We start from the raw sequence: 21985 nt of genomic DNA, 5'->3' as shown, positions 1-21985 counted from the left end.
ACCGGGCCAGCGCGCCCGATGCGTAGACTCGCGGCTATGGGTCTTCTGGATCGGATCAAGTCACCCGACGCGCTGAGCGAGCTGAGCGAGGCCGAGCTCATCGACCTCGCCACAGAGATCCGGGAGCTGCTGGTGACCACCTGCGCCCGTACCGGCGGTCACCTCGGCCCGAACCTGGGTGTGGTCGAGCTGACGCTCGCCATCCATCGTGTCTTCGACTCGCCGTGGGACCGGATCGTGTGGGACACCGGGCACCAGTCCTACGTGCACAAGATGCTCACCGGACGCGCCGCGCGGTTCGGCGAGCTGCGCCAGGAAGGGGGGCTCTCGGGATACCCCAACCGGGCCGAGTCCGAGCACGACCTGGTGGAGAACTCGCACGCCTCGACCGCGCTCAGCTACGCCGACGGGCTGGCCAAGGCCTACCAGATCCGCGGTGAGGACCGGCACGTGGTGGCGGTCATCGGCGACGGCGCGCTCACCGGCGGGATGGCCTGGGAGGCGCTGAACAACATCGCCACCGGCACCGGCCGACAACTGGTCGTCGTGGTCAACGACAACGGACGCTCCTACCAGCCGACGGTGGGCGGGTTCGCCGAGCACCTGACCTCGCTGCGCACCAACCCGCGCTACGAGCAGGTGCTCGATCTGGTCAAGCGGCGGCTCAACGCGGTTCCCGGGGTCGGCGCGCCGGCGTACGACGTCCTGCACGCGATGAAGAAGGGGCTCAAGGACGCGATCGCGCCGCAGGGGCTCTTCGAGGACCTCGGGCTGAAGTACGTCGGCCCGGTGGACGGTCACGACCGGATCGCGGTGGAGCAGGCGCTGACCCAGGCGAAGCGCTTCGGCGGCCCGGTGATCGTGCACGCCATCACCCGCAAGGGCCACGGCTACGACCCTGCCGAGGACAACGAGATCGACCAGTTGCACCAGACCGACCCGTTCGACATCGCGACCCACAAGTCGCAGCCCAAGGGCCGGATCTGGACCGACTACTTCGCCGAGGAGATGGTCCAGCTCGGCGCCGACCGGCCCGACCTGGTCGCCATCACCGCCGCCATGCTGTATCCGGTCGGCCTCGACCGGTTCGCCGCGGCCTACCCGGAACGGACCTTCGACGTCGGGATCGCCGAGCAGCATGCGGTCACCTCCGCCGCCGGGCTCGCCATGGGTGGGATGCACCCGGTGTTCGCGGTCTACTCCACCTTCCTCAACCGGGCCTTCGACCAGGTGCTGATGGACGTCGCACTGCACCGCTGCGGCGTCACGTTCGTCCTCGACCGCGCCGGGGTGACCGGCAGTGACGGGGCCTCCCACAACGGCATGTGGGATTCCTCGATCCTGCAGGTGGTCCCCGGGCTGCGACTGGCGGCGCCGCGTGACGGCGCCCGGGTGGCGGAGCTGCTCCGGGAGGCGGTCCGGATCGAGGACGCGCCGACAGTGCTGCGGCTGCCCAAGGGGACGCCACCGGCCGACATCGAGGCCCTCGAGACCCGCGACGGCCTCGACGTGCTGGCCCGCGGCGGCGCGCCGGACGTGCTGTTGGTGGGCGTCGGCCCGATGGCCTCGGTGGCGCTGGAGGTGGCCGAGCGGCTCGCCGCCCAGGGGGTCGGCGCGACCGTGATCGACCCGCGCTGGATCAAGCCGGTCAACCCGACGCTGCTCGAGCTCGCCGCCGAGCACCGGCTGGTGGTGAGCATCGAGGACAACGGCCTCGTGGGCGGCGCCGGCGCCGTGCTGCTGCAGACCCTGACGCAGGCCGGCATCGACGTACCCGTCCGGCTCCACGGGATCCCGCAGGAGTTCCTGGACCACGCCTCCCGGGACGCGATCCTGGAGCGGATCGGTCTGACCCCGCAGGCGGTGGCGCTCGACACCCTGCAGCAGCTGGGCTCGGCCGGGTCGCTGGCGTCGGGGTCGCTCGCACCCGGGTCGCTCAACGGCGTGGGCGGGCTCGAGGTGCCGCTCGACGACGCGCGCCCCTGACCCCGCGCGTGGACCGAGAGATCAGCCCAGCGCGGCGACCGCGGCGTCGTAGTCGGGCTCGGTGCCGATCTCGGGGACCAGTTGGGTGTAGACCACGGTGCCGTCGCCGTCGACCACCACCACGGAGCGCGCCAGCAGGCCAGCGAACCTGCCGTCGACCAGACGGACGCCGTAGTCGTCGCCGAAGCTCGACCTGAACGCCGAGGCGGCCACCGCGTTGTCGATGCCCTCGGCGCCGCAGAACCGGGCCTGGGCGAAGGGCAGGTCGACCGAGACGTTGACGACCCGGGTGTTGTCCAGGCCGGCGGCGAGCTCGTTGAACTTCCGGACGCTCGCCGCGCAGACGCCGGTGTCGACGCTCGGGAAGATGTTGAGCACGGTGCGGGTGCCCGGGGTCAGGGTGACGGCGGCGAAGTCGGAGCCGACCAGTTCGAACGCGGGCGCCGCGGCGCCGACAGCGGGAAGATCACCAACGGTGTTGACGGCGTTGCCGCCGAGTGCAGTGGTAGCCATGCTCCACATCTAACAGGTGGCGGGTCAACGCCGTGTCACCGCCCACTCCTCGGGCAGGTCGGAGCTGAGCGCGTCGGCCAGCGCGCGGGCGGCGGGGGTACGCCGCGCGGCGTCGGCGGGCTCGGCCATGGCGAGCTCCCAGGAGAGCTCCGGCCGTACCGCTCGGACCAGGACCCGGTGCCGCTCGGCCACCGCCTGCCGGGGTACCACGGCGACCCCGAGTCCGGCTGCGACGTAGTCCGGCACCGTGCCGAGGTCGGGCACCTCGATCGCGACCCTGCGGCGCAGCCGGAGCCGGCGGAGCAGCCGGTCGAACTGGACCCGGTTGCCGAAGCCGGCGGGCAGGTCGACGAAGGGCTCGGTGACCAGATCGGCGAGCGGCACCTCGCTCAGCGAGCTCAGCCGGTGTCCGGGCGGCAGCACCACCAGATAGGGCTGGCGCAGCAGCACCCGAAGGCGGAGGCCGGGGGTGTCCTCGGGGACCAGCCCGGTGAAGCCCAGCTCGAGCCGACCGGTGCGGACGTCACGCAGGATGTCGCTGGACCCGCGCGGCCGGGTGACCAGGCTGAGCTCGACCTGGGGATGCTCGGCGTGGAACCGCCCGAGCCGACCGGGCACGTCGAGGATCTCCAGGTTGGTCAACAGCCCGACCCGCACCCGGCCGCGCAGCCCCGGGCGAGCGCCGTGTCCGATCTCGCGCATGGTCTGCTCGGCGGCGATCAGCGCCCGCGCCACCGGCAGCAGCTCGCGTCCGTGCGCGGTCAGCTCCACCCGCCGGGTGGAGCGCACGAACAGCGGCGCCCCGACCTGTCGCTCCAGGGTGGCGATGCCGGCCGAGATGGTCGACTGGACCACGTTGACCCGGGCCGCGGCCCGGGTGAAGCTCAACTCCTCGGCGGCGGCCACGAAGAACTCCGCGTGTCGGGTCTCCATGGATCGAGTCTATCGATCAATCGGATCAGGATTCTTCGTTGGATTTCGCACGGGGTCGCGCCGGATCATGGAGAGGTGACCACGCAGACCGTCCGGCGCACCGTCGAGTCGAGCGCACCCGCCGCCGGGCGCCACCGTCGGGGCTTCTGGATGCTCGCGGTGGCGTTCGCGGTGCTGATGTCGTTCACCACGGTGCCCACCCCGATGTATCCGCTCTACCAGGCCCGGGACGGGTTCCCGACGGTGCTGATCACGGTGATCTTCGCGGCGTACGGCATCGGCGTGATGGCCGGTCTCTTCCTGGCCGGGCACCTGAGCGACCACCTCGGTCGACGACCGGTGCTGGCCGCGGCGGTCGCGGCCGAGCTGGTCAGCGTGACGGTCTTCATCCTCGGCGAGGGCGTGCCCGCGCTGCTGGTGGCGCGCTTCGTGTGCGGGTTCGGGATCGGGGCGCTGACCTCGACCGCCACCGCGGCGCTCACCGAGCTGCGGGCGATCGCGGTGCCGCCCGAGCCGCGCACCGTCGCGGCCACCCTCGCCAGTGCGGTCAACCTCGGCGGGCTCGCCTTCGGTCCGCTGGTCGGCGGACTGCTGGTGGCCTGGGGACACGCGCCGCTGCGGGTGCCGTACCTGCTCTACCTCGTCCTGCTGGTGGCGGTGATGCTGGTGATCGCGACGATCCCGGAGACGGTCCCCGAGCGCCGTCGAGCCGCGCCCTATCGCTACCGGCCGCAGCAGATCCAGGTCGAGCCGCATCATCGTGCGGAGTTCGCCGCGGCCGGGGTGGCCGCCGCCGCGGCGTTCGCGGTGATGGGCTTCTACACCTCGTTGACGGCCAGCTTCCTGCGCGGCACTCTCGGCAACGACTCCCCGGTGATCGCCGGTGCGACGGTGTTCGGGCTGATGGCGGCGAGCGCGGTCTCCCAGGTGGCGCTGGCCGGGCTCGCCGTACGGAGCAAGGTGTACGCCGGGCTGGTGCTGATGCTGGCCGGGCTGGCCGGCATCGCCGTGGCCGCCCAGGTCCCGAGCCTGCCCGGCTACGTCGTCGGCGGCGTGCTGGCCGGCGCCGGCGTCGGCCTGGTGTTCGCCTCGGCGATCGAGGCCGCGGCCAGGCTCGGCCGGGACGGACACCGCGGCGAGGCGATCGCCGGGATGTTCCTGGCCGCCTACGGCGGCATCACCGTGCCGGTGATCGCCTCGGGGGTGGCGCTGATCTGGTGGCCGGCGACGACGGTCATCGGTGTCTTCGCCGGCGTGGTCGCGCTCACCGTCGTGCTCGCAGTGGGGCGGATGGCCCGACAGCTGCCGCGATAGCCGACCGAGCTCGGCCGGTCCGGATCAGCAGCGCCGGTCGACGCCCCGGGCGGAGACCGCCAGGTCGCGGCGCACCACCGAGATCCTCGGCCCCCAGTTCCGGCAGGCCCGGCGGAAGCCCTTCCGGGTGTACTCGACGTCGAGCACCCGCCGGTGGTACTCCCGGCTGTAGGCGGCGCACTCGTGCCACCGGGCGCACTCCTCGGCCACGGCGAAGTCGAAGCCGAGCCGGGCACCGGCCACCTCGACGGTGTTCTTCTGGCCGGCGGCGAGGCCGTGGCGGTGAGCCGCGCGGACCAGCAGGCGGGCGAAGCGGACGTTGTCGCGCTTGGTGAGCTGCCTCTTGCTGCGCTGCCAGGAGTCGAGGTTGTCGAACTCGACGGCGTCGAACCCTGCCTTCGCGCAGCCCTTGACCCAGCGACGCTCGATGCGCAGCAGCCGGTGCCGCTTGCGGGCGGTGCCGGTGTCGAGCAGCCGCTCGTCCCAGGCGCCGTCGACGACCGGCGTACCGTTCTTGCGCAGGATCAGGCCCGGGTGCCGGCGCCACAGCGCCCTCTCGTCCGGCTGCGTCTGGAAGGCGTTGACGTAGCAGACGTTGTAGCGACCCCTGGCCGGCGTCGCGGTGCGGTCCCGGGTGACCACCCGGACGCGCTTGGCGGGCTTGAAGGCGCCGCCGATCTGGTAGTCCCAGGCGGCGTTCACCGGTGGCCGGACGACCTTCGCGCGCGCCACCCGGGCCTGCTCGGCCGGCGCGTGCGCCGAGGCCACCGAGGCCGCCGAGGTCACCGGCCACGCCGACTCGAGCACCGGTGAGAGGGCGAGGACCAACGCGCACAGCAGCGCGCGGGTCGGCGTTCGGGTCGCGGTGCGCATCTGGTTCCCCTCACCTCGGGCCTGCCGCTGGACGCGCGCGGGTGCCACCCAACAACACAGCTCGGGTGGCACCCGCGCGGCCGGCTCGGACCGAGCGGCTCAGCCATCCGGGCTCAGTGGAACCTCGCGCCGGTCACCTTCTCCGCGATGCCCTCGCGGTCCAGCAGCTGGGTCAGGCCGCCGTTCCAGAACGGGAACCCGGCTCCGGTGATCATCGCCAGGTCGAGGTCCTCGGGCGCCGAGACCACGCCCTCGTCGAGCATCCGGCGGGCCTCGTCCGCCAGCGCCTCCAGGGTCTGGGCGCGCACCTGCTCGGCGGGCAACTCGGTGCTGCCGACCTCCAGCAGCGCCTCGACCTCGGGATCGAGCGTGCGGCCGTCGGGACCGTAGAAGGAGGTCTTCTTGGCCGCCACGACCCGCGCCAGGTTCGACGAGAGGTAGAACCGCTCCGGGAAGGCGGCGTGCAGGGTCTCGTTGTTGTGCAGCGCGATCGCCGGGCCGACCAGTGCGATCAGCTGGTACGGCGGCATCGGCGTGACCCCGGCGAACGCGGCGTCGACCACCGAGATCGGGGTGCCCTGGTCGGCGATCCGGGCGACCTCGCCCATGAACCGGCCGAGCAGCCGGTTGACGATGAAGGAGGGGCTGTCCTGGACCAGCACGGTCGTCTTCTTCAGCGCCTTCCCGGTGGCGAAGGCGGTCGCCAGCGCGGCGGGCGAGGTCCGCTCGCCCTGGATGATCTCGAGCAGCGGCATCACCGCCACCGGGTTGAAGAAGTGGAAGCCGACCACCCGCTCGGGATGGGCCAGGTCGGCGGCCATCTCGGTGATCGACAGCGAGGAGGTGTTGGTGGCGAACACGGCGGTGGCCGGAGCCACCTTCTCGGCCGCGGCGAAGACCTCCTTCTTCACCCCGAGCTCCTCGAAGACCGCCTCGATGACGAAGTCGGCATCCGAGAACGCCGCGGCATAGTCCACCTCCGCACCGACGAGCGCCTTGAGCCGGTTGGTGGCGTCCTGGGAGGAGCGGCCCTTGGCCAGGCGCTTGTCCAGCTCGGCGTGGACGTACCCGACACCCCGCTCGGCCCGCTCCCGATCGAGGTCGACCATCACCACCGGCGCCTTGAGCCGCTGGACGAACAGCAGCGCGAGCTGGGAGGCCATCAGCCCCGCGCCGATGATGCCGACCTTGGTGACCGGCTGGGCGAGTGCCTTGTCCGGGGCGCCGGCGGGCCGCTTGGCGCGCTTCTGGACCAGGTCGAAGGAGTACAGCGAGGCCACCAGCTCCGGCGTGCGCGACATCGCCTCGAGGGCATCGTCCTCGGCGGCGAAGCCGGCGTCGCGGACGGCGGTCCTGGCACCGGCGAGCAGCTCGACGGCCTTCTTCGCGGCCGGGGAGGCGTCGCCGGTCTTCGCCCAGGCGAGGAAGCCGGCGTTCTTGACCGCCTCGTCCCAGCCCGCACCGCGGTCGATCTCGGGCCGCGCCACCACGACCTCGCCACCGAGCACCCGATCCGCCCAGGCCAGCGACTGCTCGAGATAGTCGGCGCCGCCGAAGCCGACGTCGGCGATGCCGAGCTCGAGCACCTCGGCGCCACGCAGCACCTTGCCCTGGTTGAGCGGGTTCTCGACGAAGACCTTCGCGGCGCGCTGGGGGCCGATGAGGTGCGGCAACAGGTAGGAGCCGCCCCAGCCCGGGATCAGGCCCAGCATCACCTCGGGCAGACCGACCGCTGGCACCGAGTCGATCACCGTGCGGTAGTCGGCGTGCAGCGCCACCTCGAGGCCGCCGCCCAGCGCCAGGCCGTTGATGAGTCCGAAGGACGGCTTGGCCGGGTGCGTGGCGTTCCCGTCACGCAGCTTGCGGAAGACCGCATGGCCGAGCTCGGCGATGGTGCGGATCCCGCCCGGATGCCGGGCGCCGGCGGCCTGCAGCGCGCCGAGGTCGGCGCCGGCGCCGAGGATGAACGGCTTGCCGGTCACCGCGACGGCGACGATCTCGTCGTCGGCCAGGGCGGCGTCGTAGGCCCGGTTCAGCTCCACCAGGCTCTTCGGGCCGAAGGTGTTCGGGCGGGTGTGGTCGAGCCCGTTGTCGAGCGTGACCAGGCCGAGGACGCGCCCCGACGGCAGAGTGACCTTGCGCAGGTGTGCCTCGGTCACCACCTCGTCGTCGGAGAAGAGCCGGGTCACCTCGCTCAGCAGGGTGTCGATGTCGGTCATCTCAGGCGTCCTCTCCGTCGGTCGCGGTGCCGCTCCAGTGCGGGTTCTCCCAGATCACCGTGCCGCCCATGCCGAGGCCGATGCACATGGTGGTCAGGCCGTAGCGGATCTCCGGTCTGGCCTCGAACTGACGGGCCAGCTGGATCATCAGGCGCACCCCGGAGGAGGCCAGCGGGTGGCCGAAGGCGATGGCGCCCCCGTACGGGTTGACCCGGGGATCGTCCTCGGCGATGCCGAAGTGATCGAGGAAGGCGAGCACCTGGACGGCGAACGCCTCGTTGATCTCGAAGGCGTCGATGTCGCCGATGGCGAGGCCGGCCTTGCGCAACGCCTTCTCGGTCGACGGGATCGGGCCGACGGCCATCACCTCGGGGGCGACGCCGGCGAACGCGTAGGAGACCAGCCGCATCTTGACCGGCAGACCGAGCTCGGCCGCGGTCTCCGCGGAGGCCAGCAGGGCCGCGGTGGCACCGTCGTTGATGCCGGCGGCATTCCCCGCGGTCACCCGGCCGTGCGGGCGGAAGGGGGTCTTGAGTCCGGCCAGGTCGGCGGGCGTGGTGCCGGGACGCATCGGCTCGTCGGTGGTGGCCAGCCCCCAGCCCAGCTCGGCCGAGCGGGTGGCGACCGGGACCAGGTCCGGCTGGATGAGGCCGTCGGCGTACGCCTTGGCGGCGAGCTCCTGGGAACGCACGGCGTAGGCGTCGGTGCGCTCCTTGGTGATCGCCGGGTAGCGGTCGTGCACGTTCTCGGCGGTGTTGCCCATCACCAGCGCGGACGGGTCGACCAGGCGCTCGGCGACGATCCGCGGGTTGGGGTCGACCCCCTCGCCCATCGGGTGGCGGCCCATGTGCTCCACCCCACCGGCGATCGCGACGTCGTAGGCGCCGAAGGCGATGCCGCCGGCCGTGGTGGTCACCGCCGTCATCGCGCCGGCGCACATCCGGTCGATCGCGTAGCCGGGCACGCTCTGCGGAAGTCCGGCCAGCAGGCCGGCGGTGCGGCCGATGGTCAGGCCCTGGTCGCCGATCTGGGTGGTGGCGGCGATGGCGACGTCGTCGATGCGCTCGGGCGGCAGCTCCGGATGGCGTCGTACGAGTTCACGGATGAGCTTGACGACCAGGTCGTCGGCTCGGGTCTCGGCGTACTGGCCCTTGGCCTTGCCGAACGGAGTGCGTACGCCGTCCACGAAGACGACTTCTCGCAGCTGTCGGGGCACCGGTTCTCCTGTGGCGATCGAGGGGTGGACGGAGCCAACGTTACCTTCGAGTAACAAGGCCTGGTGGCCGCCCCGGCTGTGGTACGCGCCACGTGCCGTCGCGCCACGTCGACGCCCCGAGGCCGAGCGGAGCGGATGGGCAGGGAATATCGTGGAGCCCGAGACCGCTGCGGCCACGTGCGATGGCCGAAGCGGATGAGATCTCACAGGCCACAGGCGGCCCAGGGCCGTCACCGATCCCCGAGGAGTGATGCGCCGGTGCCGAAGTCGCGACTGGTCCACATCGTCGACGAGCTGCCCGACCTCGCCGACGGAGCCGGCCGGCTGCCGATGATCCAGGTGCTCGACGGATTCCTCGATGCCGGCAACGCCGCGGTCCGTGCGGCCAAGGCGTTGGTGGACGGCTCGACGGGTGGCGCGTCGGTGGTGGCGACCTTCGACGTCGATGCCTTCCACGACTACCGCGCACGCCGCCCGGCGATCTCGTTCGTACGGGACCACTACGAGTCCTATGACGCGCCCCGGCTGGTGGTGCGCGCGCTGCGCGACGCGGGCGGGACGCCGTACCTGCTGCTGCACGGCCCGGAGCCGGACAACCGGTGGGAGGCCTTCGCGCGTGCCGTGCGCGAGGTGGTGGAGCGTCTCGGTGTCACCGACGTGATCAGCCTCGGCTCGGTGCCGATGGCGGTGCCGCACAGCCGGCCGCTGACCCTGACCCACCATGCGAACCAGCCGGAACGGGTGGCGGAGGAGAGCCCGTGGCGCGGTGAGATCCGGGTGCCGTCCTCGGCCCAGGCCCTGGTGGAGGTGCGGTTGGGGGAGTGGGACCACGCCGCCCAGGGCTTCGTCGCCCACGTGCCGCACTATCTGGCGCAGCTGGACTATCCGGCCGCGACGGTGGCGCTGCTCGAGCAGGTCGAGCGCGCCGGACGGTTGACCATCGACCTCGCCGAGCTCAAGGACGAGGCGGTCAAGCGACAGGACGAGATCGCCGCCTATCTCGAGGAGAACGCCGAGGTGGGCGAGGTGGTCGCCGCGTTGGAGCGCCAGTACGACGCGTTCCACCAGGCCGAGGCGGAGGGCAAGGGCCTGCTCGCGCCGGACCAGCCGCTGCCCACCGGGGAGGAGCTCGGCCGCGAGTTCGAGCGGTTCCTCGCCGGCCTCGAGGACGGCGGGGAGAAGAGCGAATGACCACCGAGCCCATGGCCGCGGCCGAGCCGTTCACCAGCGCCGAGCGGGCCGAGGCCACCGCCGAGCTGGTCCGGCTGCTCGATCTCGAGGAGCTCGACACCGACCTGTTCCGCGGCGAGATGGCGGCCCACAACCTGCGCGGCCGGGTCTTCGGCGGACAGGTCGCCGCCCAGGCGCTCATCGCCGCGATGCGATCGGCCAGCGAGGGGTTCTCGGTGCATTCGATGCACTCCTACTTCCTGCTGCCCGGCGATCCGGCCAAGCCGATCATCTACGAGACGCAGCGGATCCGGGACGGCCGCAGCTTCGAGACCCGTCGGGTCGCCGCCCGGCAGAACGGCCGTGACATCTACTACCTGACCGCCAACTTCCAGCGACACGAGGAGGGCTTCGAGCACCAGGACCAGATGCCCGACGTGCCGCCGCCGGAGAAGTGCGTCGACTTCCTCGCGGTGATGGCCGGTGCCACCGACGACGACACCCGCTCACTGGCTCGGGAGTGGGCGGCGCTGGAGGTGCGTGCGGTCGGCAACTCGCTGCTCGGTCTCGAGCCCGATCCGCACCGCCCGGCGCAGCAGCGGGTGTGGCTGCGGGTGGCGGGCGACCTCCCGGACGACCCGGTGCTGCACACCGCCGCCTTCACCTGGGCCTCCGACCTCTCGCTGCTCGGCTCCTCGTTGGCGGCGCACACGCTGGACCACACCGAGGCCCAGACGGCGTCGCTGGACCACACGATCTGGTACCACCGCCCGATGCGGGCGGACCGCTGGTGGCTCTACGACCAGGAGTCGCCGTCGGCCTCCGGCGGCCGCGGGCTGGGCATCGGCCGGGTCTTCACCGCCGACGGCGTGCTGGCCGCGACGGCGGCCCAGGAGGGCATCATCCGGCCGCGCCGCAAGTGAGTGCCGGCGGATGCCGGACGGACCGGTGTCGAACCCGCACGCCGTCGTGACTCAGAGCACCGTCGCGCGACCGAGCAGGTGCAGCGTGTCGTCGTCGGCGGAGTGCAGGGAGAAGTCGAAGCCGTCGGCGGTCGCGGTGGAGCCGAACGCGAGCATGGTCGGCAGGTACGCCGGCCTGCGGAAGGCGGCATCGACGCGAACCCGATCGGGGAGCCGGTTCTCCAGCGCGGCCACGCTCCGGGCCAGCGTCCACATGCCGTGCGCGATCTGGCGCCGGAAGCCGAGTGCCTTCGCGCTCAGCGGGCTCAGGTGGATCGGGTTGTAGTCGCCGGAGACCCGAGCGTAGCGCCGTCCGAGGTCGGCCGGGGCGGGGACCACGGTGCCGCTCGCCGGCGCGTCGGCCAGGGTGGTCGGCCAGGTCGCCTCCGGGTCACGCGGCCCGCGCCGCAGGTAGGTGGAGACCGACTCCCAGACCGGCTCGTCGTCGGCTCGCAGCTGGGTGGTGAACTCGTAGGCGGTCCCGGCCGGGTGCCGGCGGGGCTGCCCGACGGCGACCCGGGTGCTCAGCTCCTCGCCGAGCCGGATCTGCCGGTGCCGGACCAGCGAGTTCTCGATGTGCACCAGACCGATCGCCGGCGCCGGGAAAGCGGGGTCGCTCATCAGCGCGAGCTGCAGGCCGAAGCCGAGCAGGTGCGGATAGGTGAGCGGGAGGGTGTCGCGCCGTGGATAGCCGCAGATCTGCGCGTAGGCGTCGACGTGGTCGCGGGTCGGAGTGGTCGGTCGGCGTACCGCGGCCAGGCCGGAGAGGTCCGCCGCCGGCCGGCGCAGCAGCGAGCCGAGCACCGGGATCGAGGGCAACGCGGCGCGCAGCAGCGCGGCCGGACCGGATCGCCCGGAGAGCTCCCGCTCCGCCGCCGTGTCGGTGTCGCCGGTGACGTGCTCCATCAGGCCCCCAGCAGCATCTGGCCGCAGACCCGGACGACGTTGCCGTTGACGGCGGTGGAGGCCGGGTCGGCGTACCAGGCGATGGTCTCGGCGACGTCCACCGGCAGGCCGCCCTGGGCCATCGCGTTCATCCGCTGGCCCACCTCGCGGGTGGCGAACGGGACGGCCGCGGTCATCTGGGTGATGATGAAGCCGGGCGCGACCGCGTTGATGGTGATGCCGTCGGTGAGCTCGTCGGCGAGGCTGTCCACCAGGCCGATCACGCCCGCCTTGGACGCGCCGTAGTTGGTCTGGCCGAGGTTGCCGGCGATCCCGGCGATCGAGGAGACCCCGATGATCCGGCCGTTGGGCCTGATCGTGCCCTGGGCGAGCAGCTCGGCGGTGATCCGCTCCGGGGCGGTCAGGTTGACCGCGATCACCGAGCCGAATCGGTCCTCGTCCATGTTCGCGAGCTTCCGGTCGCGAGTGATGCCGGCGTTGTGCACCACGATGTCGACGCCGCCGTGCTTCTCGGTCAGATGCCGCGCGATGCGCTGGGGCGCGTCCGGCGCGGTGATGTCGAGGGTGAGCCAGTCGCCGTCCAGCTCGTCGGTGACGCGCTGCAGCTCCGAGGCGGCCTGGGGTACGTCGAGACCGACGACGCGGGCGCCGTCGCGGTGCAGCACGCGAGCGATCTGCTCGCCGATCCCGCGGCTGGCGCCGGTGACCAGGGCGACCCTGCCGGCCAGTGGAGCCCCGCCGCCGGGGAGGGCCGCCGTCTGGGCGGCGGTGGCGTGGGCGGTGCCGATCCGCACGACCTGTCCGGAGACGTACGCCGACTTCGGGCTGAGCAGGAAGGCCAGGGTGGAGGCCACCGACGATTCGAAGCCGTCGGCGACATAGACCAGTTGGACGGTGCCGCCGCGGCCGATCTCCTTGCCCAGGCTGCGGGTGAAGCCCTCCAACGCCCGCTGGGTGACCCGCTCGGGGCCGGCGACCAGCTCGGGCGGCGTCCCGAGCACGATCAGCCGAGGACAGGGATCGAGGCTGCGCAGCCGGGGGGTGAAGAACCGCTCCAGCTCGACCAGCTCGTCGCTGGAGCGCAGCCCGGTGGCGTCGAAGACGAGTCCCTGGAACCGGGCGCCGTCCTCCGTGGCCCCGGCCGCCGCCGTGTCGATCCCGAGCGGGGCCAGGAGCCCGGGCAGCGACTCCGCGAGGCGCCCGCGGCCGCCGAGGAGTACCGTCCCGGTGACGAGCGGATCGCCGGCCCGATAGCGCCGCAGTGTGGCCGGGTCGGGGAGGCCGAGGTTCTTCACCGCCAGCCGGCCGATCGGGGTCTTGGTGAAGCTCTGGTACCTGTCGCTCATCTGCACTCCCTCGCGAGGCCTGTCGATGCCGGGCTAGCATCATGTAACTAGAGTTGTAACTCAGTGTCCACTTTTCGTGATGCTGCTCCCACAGCCTTCAACCCGCAGGCGTGCGTAGACAAGGATGACGTCCATGAGCTCCAGTCCCCACTCCACTGGCCGGGCCACCCGCCCGGTCGCCGTACTCGGCGGGAACCGCATCCCGTTCGCCCGGTCGAACACCGCCTATGCCACCGCCTCGAACCAGGAGATGCTGACCGCGACCCTCGACGGCCTGGCCGAGCGCTACGGCCTGGTCGGCGAGCGGCTGGGCGAGGTCGCCGCCGGCGCCGTGCTCAAGCACTCCCGAGACTTCAACCTGACCCGGGAGTCGGTGCTCGGCTCGCGGCTCGCCCCGCAGACCCCCGCGGTGGACCTGCAGCAGGCCTGTGGCACCGGGCTGCAGGCGATCACCTACCTCGCCAACAAGATCGCGCTCGGCCAGATCGACTCCGGCATCGGTGGCGGCACCGACACCACCTCGGACGCCCCGATCGCCGTGGGCGAGCGGCTGCGCAAGATCCTGCTCGAGCTCAACCGGTCGCGCTCCACCGCGGCCCGGCTCAAGGTGCTCGCCTCGCTGCGGCCCGGTGACGTGCTGCCGAGCATCCCGGCGAACGTGGAGCCGCGGACCCGGCTCTCGATGGGGGAGCACGCCGCGCTGACCGCGGTGGAGTGGCAGATCGGGCGCGCGGAGCAGGACGAGCTGGCGGCCGCCTCGCACCAGCACCTCGCGGCGGCGTACGAGGCGGGGTTCCTCGACGACATGCTGACGCCCTTCCGCGGGTTGGAGCGCGACAACAACCTGCGCCCCGACTCGACGAGGGAGAAGCTCGCCACGCTCACGCCGGTCTTCGGCAGGGGCGAGTCGGCCACCATGACCGCCGGCAACTCCACCCCGCTGACCGACGGCGCCTCGGCGGTGCTGCTGGGCAGCGAGGAGTGGGCGGCGGCGCACGGTCTCGACGTGCTCGCCTACTTCGTGGACGCCGAGGTCGCCGCCGTGGACTACCTGCACGGCGGCGAGGGGCTGCTGATGGCGCCGGCCTATGCGATGCCCCGGATGCTCGCCCGGCACGGACTGGGGTTCGCCGACTTCGACTTCGTCGAGATCCACGAGGCGTTCGCCTCGCAGGTGCTGGCCACGCTGAAGGCCTGGGAGGACCCGATCTTCTGCCGTGAGCGGCTCGGGCTGGACGCGCCGCTGGGGACGATCCCGCGGGAGAGGCTCAATGTGAACGGCTCCTCGCTCGCGGCCGGGCATCCGTTCGCCGCGACCGGTGGCCGGATCGTGCACACCCTGGCGAAGCTGCTCGCCGAGAAGGGCGGCGGGCGCGGACTGATCTCGATCTGTGCCGCGGGCGGGCAGGGCGTGACGGCGATCCTGGAGCGGTAGCCGCGCGGTTCGCTATCCGGCCCGGGCCACGGCGAGCGCCGAGGTCACCAGGTAGTCGCGGACCTGCTCCGCCGACACGCTGGCCACCGTCGGGACCCCGGGCGCGGACTCGGTGACCAGGATGCCGATCCTGGCGAGCTGGAGCGCCCCGAGTCCGGAGGCGTAGAGGGTGTTGGCCAGCAGGTTCGGGTCGGCCACGTCGAAGTCGCCGGTCGTCGTCCCGTCGGCGAGTACGGCGGTCAGCAGGCTCAGGCAACCGGTCATCGCCCGGCCCAGCCGGAACAGCGTGCCCTCGCCGATCTCGTCGAAGATCTCCGGGCCGCTGCGCCGCATCAGCGTGCCGGCGCAGTCCACGAACGCCGGATGGGCGATGCCGTAGTCCACGAACGCGGCCACCGCGGCGGTGAGCCGCTCGGTCGGGCCGCCGGACTCCGTCGCGGAGGCGAGACGGTCGCGAAGCTCGTCGAGATAGCCGACCAGGGTGAGCGCGAAGATCTCGTCCTTGCTGGCGAAGTGCCGGTAGACGATCGCCCGGTTGATGCCCACCTCGCCGGCGATGTCCTCGATCTGGGCGTCGCTGATGCCGCGGGCGTCGAAGAGCCGGCGAGTGGCGCCGACGATCTCGGCCTCCCGCTCGCGCCGACGCTGTGCCGCGGTGGAGCGCTTCGCGGGTCGATCGGGAACGACCTTCAGGTGTGCCATGGCCGCAGTGTACGGCGCGTGCAACTCGAAGTTTCAACGCCTCGGCCCCTGCGTCGCCGAGGCGAGGCACCATCTGGTGCACCTTTGCTTGCAACATTCACGGTGTTCGGTCGAGAGAATTGGTGCAAGCCTCTGTCACGCGCGAATCCGCGCATCTTCGATCGTCTCCTCGCTGCGCACGATGCGCCCTCGGGTCGGGAGACCATACGGGAGGTTTGTGGTGCGAAGAGGACTGTCAGCGTCGATTGCCTCGGGCGCGCTGTTGCTCACCATGGTGCCGGCCAGTGCGCTGGCCGCCGGGGCATCGACCGGAACGGAGACGGCGGCCTCGGCCGACGACGCCGAGTCGGGCACGTTGCTCGCGGCGGTGGTGACGTCATCGGACGTCACGGTGACGAGTTCGGCGTACGACCAGTATTTCGACGCCGACAACGCTGTCGACGGGGTCGCCAGCATCCTGGCGGCGGGAGACTACTACATCAACGACATCGCGATCCCTGGGAGTGAGTCCGACTTCGAGACGACCTTCCCCGACGGCTACACCGTCGACGGCACCGACTGGCTCTACGACGACGACGGGACCTGGCACGGCGGCAACGGCGGTGAGACGACCGAGAGCGACTACGCGGACGCCGCCTTCGACACCGCCACCGCGATCCCGGCCGGCCTCGAGATCAGGATCCTCGACACCGACGGCGACGGGTATGCCGACAAGATCTCGGCGGACTACAAGGAGGGCCTGATCGCCGATACGATCACCCACGACGCCGACGACGACACCTACTCGATCGTCCGCTCCGAGTTGTCCTCGGCGTACTCCGACGAGAAGGTGTACGACGGAAGCCACTTCAGCTCGACCTCCGGCGAGGTGATCCCCGCCGCGAACTTCGACACCTCGATCAGCGAGGGGGACGTCGCCCTGTTCTGGGAGGGGCCGGACGGTTGGCACGCCGAGCGCGCGGTGCAGAAGAAGGGCACCTTCGTCGACGGCGCCGATCACGAGTATTACCAGATCGACGACACTCGATATGTCGATGCGATGCGGTTCTCACGAGACAACATCATCATCTCGAATCGGAACGGCGAATACACCAACGCACACAAGTATTTTGGCCTGATGGACGACGCCAGCCATCCGGTCAGCCTGTGGCTGGTGCCCACCTCGGCCGATGGGGTCTACGGCGCGCCGGTCGGACTGACCAGCGGGAGCAACGCCTTCTACTTCCTCTACAAGGCCATCGGCGTCGCGCAGAAGAAGCTCGCAGCGGCTGCGGTCAGCAAGACCGGCCTCGACGTCCGGTCGGGTGCCAAGTGGACGACCCCCGCCGCGCATGCCGCTCTTGCGGCGGCGATCAAACGGGCTCGCGGCGTCCTGGAGTCAGGAGCGAACGCCGACCTGATGGACTACCAGACCTATCTGCTCTACCTGAACCTGCACGGCAGCGCCGATGACATCGGGGCCAGCTTCGCCGGCTTCAGCTTCACGGGCTTCGACAACCAGATCGAGACCGCGCCGGCCCACCAGGCCCAGGAGCTGACGGTCTCCACCGCCGCCAAGACCGTGAGAACGGCGAAGACCAGGAAGGGCGTGACGTCCAAGGTCTCGGTCAAGGGCGCGAAGACGAGCCTGACCTATCGGAAGATCTCGGGCTCGACGCGGCTCTCCATCGGAGCGAGGACCGGCAAGATCACGGTCGCGAAGGGCACCAAGGCGGGCAGCTACAGGATCAGGATCAGGGTCGCCGCGAAGGCGGGCACCGTCCACGGCATCACGTACGTCGCCGCCAGCACGACGGCCGTGATCAGGGTCAAGGTCACGAGGTAGCCAGTGGCTCACCCGGGCTCACCCGGATGGATCCTGGGGAGGGGCGGCGCCAGGCATCGCCCCTCCCTGGTGGGTCGGACTCGGGCGAGGAAGTCACCCAGGGTGTCGATGGTGTCGGCGTCCTCGCCGCTCAGAACCCGACGCTCACCGTGTGGTCCACCGCTCGCAGCTCGACCGTGTCGCCGGCCGAGGTGAATCGGCGGGCGATCTCCTCTGCGCGCTCGCGGTTCGTCACGTCGAGCAGGAAGAACCCGGCCAGATGCTCGGTCGTCTCGGCGTACGGACCCTGGGTGACCACCGGCTCGCCGTCGCCCCATCGGTAGACCGACGCGTCCCCGGGCGCGCTGAGCGCCCTCCCGCCGGCCAGCTCGTGCGAGGCGCTCAGCTCGGCGAGCAGGGCGTCGTGCTCCTTGACCATCGCGGCGCGCTCCTCCTGCGGGCGCGCCCGGCCCTCCTCGGTGAACGCGAACGTCGGGTGGCCCCAGGGCTGCGGGTCGCTGTGGATCAGGACGACGAACTTCATCGGTGGCTCCTCGGTCGTAGGTGGCCTCACCCGCGATGACGGGTCAACGCTACGGGATTCGACAGCGCGCGCCGTCACCTCCGGCCCGGTGGCCGGCGGTCGAGCACCGTGATCGTGTCGTCGTCGGCCTGATGCCGAGAGAGCCTGATGTCGAGAGAGGTAGCCGTGTCACCAGCAAGTCAGGACGAGGGGAGGAGCGCCCGCACCGCGTCGATGGTGTCGGTGTCCTGGGGGCGCTTGTCATCCCGGTAGCGCACCAGGCGAGCGAACCTGAGCGCGACCCCTCCCGAGTAGCGGGAGGAGCGCTGTACGCCGTCAAGGGCGATCTCCGCGACCGTCACGGGCTCGACCTGGACCGTGTGCGCGTCACGGTGAGTCTCGATGCCGAGGAAGTGCTCCGTCTGCCAGCGCAACACGTCGTCGGTCATGCCCTTGAAGGTCTTGCCCACCATGGTGAACCCACCGGTCGCCGGGTCGCGTGCGCCGAGGTGGATGTTGGAGAGCCATCCCCTGCGTCGGCCCGAGCCCCATTCGACGGCGAGCACGACCAGGTCGACGGTGTGCACCGGCTTGACCTTGATCCAGCCGGCGCCGCGACGACCGGCCTCCCAGGGGAGATCCGGGTCCTTGAGCACCACCCCCTCGTGACCGGACGCCAGGGCGGCCGCGGCGAAGGCCTCGCCGGCGTCCGCGTCGGTCACCGCGGCTCGCGACACGCGGTGGGCCGCCGGCACCAGCCGGTCGAGGGCGGCGAGGCGGGTGGCGAGCGGCTCGTCGAACAGGTCCCGGCCATCGAGGTGGAGCAGGTCGAAGAAGTACGGCGCCACCGCGGCCGTGGGGTCGCCGCGGGTCGCCGTCCGCGAGGCGGTCTCCTGGAACGGCCGCGGCCGGCCGTCCTCGCCGAGCGTCATCGCCTCGCCGTCGAGCACCAGCGAGGCGGCGGGCAGACCCCGGACGAGTTCGACCACCTCGGGCAGCCGGGCGGTGATGTCGTCGAGGGTGCGGGTCGCGATCCGCACCTCCTCACCGCGGCGATGCACCTGGATCCGGATGCCGTCGAGCTTGGTGTCGACCACCGCGCTGCCATCCAGCCTGGTGAGCGCCTCGGCGACCGAGCCGGCGCTCGAGGCGAGCATCGGCAGCACCGGCCGGCCGACCACCAGGGTGACCTCGGCGAGCGCCGCCTCGCCGTCGAAGGCGAGCCCGGCGACCGCGACGGTCGACCCGGCGAGCATCGCCGCGCGGCGTACCACCGGCAGCGGCACCTCCGCGGCGGCCCCGAGCGCTTCTTGGACCAGCGAGTCGAGGGCACCCTGGCGGACCTCGCCGGTGATGACACCGCGCAGCCAGGTCTGCTCCGCCGCCGTCGCCGCGGCGAACAGGTCGGCGGTCAGCTCGGCGCGCGCCTGCTGCGAGCCGGCGCCGCCGACGGCGGCGATCGCGGTGAAGGCGGCGTCCACCTGCCGCACGCTCAGGCTCGGCTGCGTCGCCGGCTCCGGCAGTTCGGTCAGGGACCGCCAGCCCAGTCCGGTGCGGCGCTGTCGCAGGGCACCGCCCAGGTAGCTCACCACCGTCTCGAGCTCGGCCCGATCGGCGGCTCGCAGCCGGTCGGCCAGCGCCGCCACCTTGGCCTTGCGGGAGCGGGTGGCGGCCACCGCGGCGGAGGTGGCGACGAGGTCGGCGAGCAACATGAGTGCAGTCAACCCCATCGCGCCGACATCGGTGGGCTACGGTCGGGACATGGTCGGCGGCACCCGGATCTGGCAGCCGGGCTTCCCGGTCCGCCTCGCGGGCGTGCTGGCCGGGTTGCGCCGCGGCAGCGGCGACCCGACGTACCGGATCGAGGGGCGGGGGACCGGCGCCCGGCACTGGCGCGGGATGCGTACGCCGGCCGGCCCGGCGAGCCTCGCCCTGCGTGTCCGGGGGACGGCGATCGAGGCGAACGCCTGGGGCCCGGGCGCGGACTGGGCGCTGGCAGGGGTGCCGCGACTGCTCGGTGCCGAGGACGACCCGGACGGCTTCGCACCGAGGGATCCGGTCCTTCGGGAGGCGATCAGACGGCGCGGCGTTCCCCGGCTCGGGGCGACCGGCCTGGTGCTGGAGGCGCTCGTGCCGGCCATCGTCGAACAGCGCGTCACCGGCCAGGAGGCGTTCGCCGGATACCGGCGCCTGGTGCGGCGCTTCGGTGAGCGGGCACCGGGCCCGGGCGCGGATGTGGGCCTGTGGGTGCCACCGGCGGCCGAGACGCTGCGGGCGATCCCCAGCTGGGACTGGTTGCGGCTGCCGGTCGACCCGGCCCGCTCCAAGGCGGTGGTGCTCGCCGCCCGGGTGGCGCCGCGGTTGGAGCAGACCCTCGGTCTGCCCGGCGAGGAGGTCGAACGCCGGTTGACCTCGATCCCCGGGATCGGCGAGTGGACGGCCGCCGAGGTGCGTCAGCGTGCGCACGGCGACCCGGATGCGGTCTCGTTCGGCGACTACCACGTCGCGAAGGACATCGGCTGGGCGCTCACCGGCCGGCCGTGGGACGACGATCGTCTGCGGGACTACCTGGCGGCCTACCGCGGTCACCGGCAGCGAGTGGTCATGCTGCTCTACGCCGTCGCCGGCCATCGACCGCGGCGCGGCCCGCGGCTGGCACCCCGGACGCATCTGCCGGGCTGACCCGCGCGCTGACCCGCGCGTTCGGCAAGGTATGCAGCCGAACGGTCACTTCCCTCGCGGAACTCCACGTGGGAAGTGCGCACTCGGCTGCATACCTTGACGAACGGTCGGGGGCGACGTTGACGACCGAGGATGGCTCACAGGAACGGCCGCAGCGGCGAGAGCACCAGCTCGGTGAACTTGCGGTGCACGTCCCGGGCCTCCCACTCGGCGCTGGTCAGCTCCAGACAGTTGGACTCGTCACGCCGGAAGATCTCCTCCATCTGCGCGGCCACCGAGGCGTCGATGATCTCCAGGTTGATCTCGTAGTTGCCGGTCAGGCTGAGGCGGTCGATGTTCGCCGTACCGATGGTGCTCCAGGTGCCGTCCACGGTGGCCGTCTTGGCGTGCACCATCGCGTCGCGATAGCGCAGGATCCGCACCCCCGCCTCCAGCAACTGGGTGAAGTAGCCGCGGGAGAGCCAGTCGGCGACGACGTGGTTGGACTTCAACGGGAGCAGCAGCCGCACGTCCACGCCGCGGCCCGCGGCCGCCTTGAGTGCGTCGACGAGGTCCTCGTCCGGCAGGAAGTAGGCGGTGGTCAGCCAGATGTTGCGCGAGGCCCGGTTGATCGCCTCCAGGTAGACCGACCGGATCGGAAACATCCACTGCCGCGGCACGTTGCGATGCACCCGCAGGGTGGGCTCCCAGACCGAGCTCGTCTCGATCAGCAACGGCCGCTGACCGCGCAGGTGACGCCGCCGGTTGAGGTTCCAGAAGTCGGCGAAGGCGCGCCGCAGGTCCCAGACCGCCGGGCCGGTGATCCGGACATGGGTGTCGCGCCACTCGGTGGCATAGGCCGAGCCGATGTTGTAGCCGCCGACGAAGGCGACGTCGTCGTCGACCACCAGGATCTTGCGATGGTCCCGGCCGTAGCGCGACAGGTCGAAGAACCGCCAGCCGGCCGGGTAGACCGGGTAGCGCAACACCAACATCTCGCGCGGGAACCGCTTGAACTGCGGCGGCACCACCAGGTTCGCGAAGCTGTCGTAGATGCAGTAGACCTCGACACCGCGGTCGGCCGCCTCGCTGAGCGCGTTCTTGAACCGCTGACCGATCTCGTCGCCCTTCCAGATGTAGGTCTCGAAGAAGATCTGGTGCTGGGCGCGCCCGATGGCGGCGAGCATGTCGTCGTACAGGTCCTGGCCGAAGGTGTACGTCGTCAGGGTGCCGTCTCCGACGGCCGAGCGATGGGGCGGGGTCACCGGGAACGGCTTGGCCTTCTTGCCCCGGCGCCGATAGGAGTCGACCAGGCTCATCCCGATCGCCAGCAGCACCGGCACCCCGAAGACGACCAGCAGGATCCGCCGCAGCCATCTCATCAGGCCGGCCGGCCGTACCCTCATCACCGGGCCAATCTAT

Annotated in this window: 18 protein-coding genes; 7 read left to right on the top strand and 11 right to left on the bottom strand. The window is 71.7% G+C overall.

Annotated features, from left to right (window positions below; translation table 11 throughout):
* The first annotated feature begins 36 nt into the window (after positions 1-36).
* Positions 37-1986, top strand: a complete 1950-nt coding sequence (gene dxs, locus QM638_RS02540) for a 1-deoxy-D-xylulose-5-phosphate synthase (RefSeq protein WP_415140363.1) — start codon at positions 37-39, stop codon at positions 1984-1986.
* A 21-nt stretch (positions 1987-2007) separates the two neighbouring features.
* Here the strand turns inward: dxs and tpx are convergent, their stop codons facing one another.
* Positions 2008-2499 carry a thiol peroxidase gene (gene tpx / locus QM638_RS02535; RefSeq protein WP_415140362.1) on the bottom strand — a complete coding sequence of 164 codons (492 nt, stop codon included), beginning with the start codon at positions 2497-2499 and terminating at the stop codon, positions 2008-2010.
* Between the two features lie 24 nt (positions 2500-2523).
* The gene (locus tag QM638_RS02530) at positions 2524-3432 is read right to left on the bottom strand and encodes a LysR family transcriptional regulator (RefSeq protein ID WP_415140361.1); all 909 of its coding nucleotides are present in this window, start codon (positions 3430-3432) and stop codon (positions 2524-2526) included.
* 75 nt (positions 3433-3507) lie between these two features.
* On the opposite strand from QM638_RS02530, the gene QM638_RS02525 reads away from it, so the two are divergent.
* On the top strand, positions 3508-4746 hold the full coding sequence (locus tag QM638_RS02525) for an MFS transporter (protein ID WP_415140360.1): 1239 nt from the start codon (positions 3508-3510) through the stop codon (positions 4744-4746).
* A 24-nt stretch (positions 4747-4770) separates the two neighbouring features.
* Here QM638_RS02525 and QM638_RS02520 read toward each other — a convergent pair whose 3' ends face one another.
* The 3 genes from QM638_RS02520 to QM638_RS02510 form a co-directional block, all read right to left on the bottom strand.
* A complete protein-coding gene (locus QM638_RS02520; protein ID WP_415140359.1) occupies positions 4771-5619 on the bottom strand; it encodes an endo alpha-1,4 polygalactosaminidase in 849 nt (282 codons plus the stop codon).
* Between the two features lie 113 nt (positions 5620-5732).
* A complete protein-coding gene (locus tag QM638_RS02515; RefSeq protein ID WP_415140358.1) occupies positions 5733-7838 on the bottom strand; it encodes a 3-hydroxyacyl-CoA dehydrogenase NAD-binding domain-containing protein in 2106 nt (701 codons plus the stop codon).
* Position 7839: 1 nt separating this feature from the next.
* Positions 7840-9054, bottom strand: coding sequence for a thiolase family protein (locus QM638_RS02510; protein WP_415140357.1), 1215 nt, complete (start codon positions 9052-9054; stop codon positions 7840-7842).
* Positions 9055-9312: 258 nt separating this feature from the next.
* Between QM638_RS02510 and QM638_RS02505 the strand changes: the two genes are divergently transcribed.
* Positions 9313-10245 (top strand): proteasome assembly chaperone family protein, encoded by a 933-nt coding sequence (locus QM638_RS02505; RefSeq protein WP_415140356.1) that lies wholly within the window; start codon positions 9313-9315, stop codon positions 10243-10245.
* A complete protein-coding gene (locus tag QM638_RS02500; RefSeq protein ID WP_415140355.1) occupies positions 10242-11147 on the top strand; it encodes an acyl-CoA thioesterase in 906 nt (301 codons plus the stop codon). Before QM638_RS02505 ends, QM638_RS02500 begins: the two co-directional genes overlap by 4 nt.
* Before the next feature lie 51 nt (positions 11148-11198).
* Here QM638_RS02500 and QM638_RS02495 read toward each other — a convergent pair whose 3' ends face one another.
* Entirely contained in the window at positions 11199-12092 is an 894-nt protein-coding gene (locus tag QM638_RS02495) for a MaoC/PaaZ C-terminal domain-containing protein (RefSeq protein ID WP_415140354.1), read from the bottom strand.
* Positions 12092-13438, bottom strand: coding sequence for a 3-oxoacyl-ACP reductase (locus QM638_RS02490; RefSeq protein WP_415140353.1), 1347 nt, complete (start codon positions 13436-13438; stop codon positions 12092-12094). The genes QM638_RS02495 and QM638_RS02490 overlap by 1 nt, the downstream gene beginning before the upstream one ends.
* A 133-nt stretch (positions 13439-13571) precedes the next feature.
* On the opposite strand from QM638_RS02490, the gene QM638_RS02485 reads away from it, so the two are divergent.
* Positions 13572-14873 (top strand): acetyl-CoA C-acetyltransferase, encoded by a 1302-nt coding sequence (locus tag QM638_RS02485; protein ID WP_415140352.1) that lies wholly within the window; start codon positions 13572-13574, stop codon positions 14871-14873.
* A gap of 12 nt (positions 14874-14885) precedes the next feature.
* Here the strand turns inward: QM638_RS02485 and QM638_RS02480 are convergent, their stop codons facing one another.
* A complete protein-coding gene (locus QM638_RS02480; protein WP_415140351.1) occupies positions 14886-15575 on the bottom strand; it encodes a TetR/AcrR family transcriptional regulator in 690 nt (229 codons plus the stop codon).
* Positions 15576-15795: 220 nt separating this feature from the next.
* On the opposite strand from QM638_RS02480, the gene QM638_RS02475 reads away from it, so the two are divergent.
* Positions 15796-17400: a hypothetical protein gene (locus QM638_RS02475; RefSeq protein ID WP_415140350.1), complete on the top strand. Its 1605-nt coding sequence runs from the start codon at positions 15796-15798 to the stop codon at positions 17398-17400.
* Positions 17401-17530: 130 nt separating this feature from the next.
* On the opposite strand, the gene QM638_RS02470 is transcribed toward QM638_RS02475, so the two are convergent.
* The gene (locus QM638_RS02470) at positions 17531-17923 is read right to left on the bottom strand and encodes a YciI family protein (protein WP_415140349.1); all 393 of its coding nucleotides are present in this window, start codon (positions 17921-17923) and stop codon (positions 17531-17533) included.
* A gap of 179 nt (positions 17924-18102) precedes the next feature.
* On the bottom strand, positions 18103-19614 hold the full coding sequence (locus QM638_RS02465) for an ATP-dependent DNA ligase (protein ID WP_415140348.1): 1512 nt from the start codon (positions 19612-19614) through the stop codon (positions 18103-18105).
* Between QM638_RS02465 and QM638_RS02460 the strand changes: the two genes are divergently transcribed.
* Positions 19613-20584 carry a DNA-3-methyladenine glycosylase family protein gene (locus tag QM638_RS02460; RefSeq protein WP_415140347.1) on the top strand — a complete coding sequence of 324 codons (972 nt, stop codon included), beginning with the start codon at positions 19613-19615 and terminating at the stop codon, positions 20582-20584. The genes QM638_RS02465 and QM638_RS02460 overlap by 2 nt on opposite strands.
* Positions 20585-20721: 137 nt before the next feature.
* Here the strand turns inward: QM638_RS02460 and QM638_RS02455 are convergent, their stop codons facing one another.
* Entirely contained in the window at positions 20722-21969 is a 1248-nt protein-coding gene (locus QM638_RS02455; RefSeq protein ID WP_415140502.1) for a phospholipase D-like domain-containing protein, read from the bottom strand.
* Positions 21970-21985 lie beyond the last annotated feature (16 nt).

It is taken from the genome of Nocardioides sp. (assembly GCF_047606145.1).
GTDB lineage: Bacteria > Actinomycetota > Actinomycetes > Propionibacteriales > Nocardioidaceae > Nocardioides.
Note: the sequence above shows the minus strand (reverse complement) of the source record. Positions and strands in the feature narration are given on the sequence as shown.